Source organism: Bartonella sp. AP72JLCBS (genome assembly GCF_042195705.1).
Classification (GTDB): Bacteria; Pseudomonadota; Alphaproteobacteria; order Rhizobiales; family Rhizobiaceae; genus Bartonella.
The window spans coordinates 1-1,158 of record NZ_JBHIOU010000072.1 but is presented as its reverse complement, the minus strand read 5'-3'; the positions used below and the strand labels follow the sequence as shown (position 1 = coordinate 1,158).

The window sequence follows — 1,158 nt, the reverse complement described above, 5'->3', positions numbered from 1 at the left end:
TTAGGAAAATTTCATGCAATAATTCAGAATGCTCATTCATCATTTTACATATTGAATAAAAACTGAATATTATAAATTTCTTTCATTTCAAACCTGTTTATATTTAATCAATTAACCCCTTGTCCATCACAAACGAAGCTGGCATGCAAAGAAGGACTTTTGAAAAAAGGTGAATTACTTCTTATGAATATTCTCGAGTGCTAAAATCTGCGCAAATATTGAATGCTAAAAAAAGAATGATGATATCCGCGCATGACCGCAATGAAAATAATATCCTGTATCTTATCGAAATTTCTCTACCACCTATCATTTACAAAACAACAACCGTAACAACACGATAAAGCATACTTTACTTTTATTATAATTTGACCTCAAACTCCCTCTGTTTGTTCTAAAAACAAGTATTTATCCAAAATTCTTAAGTAAATATCCTAAAAAAGGGAACAAATAATATGCGTATAAATGATATAAACGTGAATAAAGTTCTAAAACAAAATTCAAAACAATGCATAAAACTCATAAAGACTAAACTTATGATCTATAAAAATGAATAAAGAAATGGACAAAAACAACCACCTATATCGTCTCTTTTGAAAGATTATGCCGAAAGCATTCAGCATTCAAACTTTTCATATTCACAATGAAATCTGTCCTCATATCTTAACATCAAAAATTTTAGAAAAATTTCTCATCGCATAAAAGAAAGCATCTATTGTAATCTTTTATATCAAAAAATAACCATATTGATGAAGCAAAATAAATTTTAATACATTAAAAGGCCGAAAAATCTTCTGCCTTTTAACTAAAAATACATATTGCAGCTCATCAAAAAAGGTGGCGCAATCCAGCAGAGAAACTCGTTCCAGAAAAACCAATTTTCTTAAATCTATGCTGATAAGTGACATCTCCACGAAGAGAAAGTTTTGATGAGAGACGGGCATTAAACCCAACCCCTGCTTCCAAAGAAGAACCAAAGGAACCTAACTGAAAATCGTTTTTAAAAGAAACGAATTGCTTATCTTCAAAACTATGCAAATAAGAAAGCTTACTATAAAAAGAAACTTCACGTCCCTCTTCCACAACACCTAACGTCTTGCTTAAACGCCCACCAACACGCCCCACCCATTGATGAAATTTTCCTAAATCAACATCAAGATT

Annotated in this window: 1 protein-coding gene; it reads right to left on the bottom strand. The window is 30.9% G+C overall.

Annotation, left to right across the window (positions count from 1 at the left end):
- Positions 1-825: 825 nt before the first annotated feature.
- The coding region (locus ACFILO_RS09430; RefSeq protein WP_375614003.1) for an autotransporter outer membrane beta-barrel domain-containing protein at positions 826-1,158 on the bottom strand (333 nt) is incomplete at its 5' end.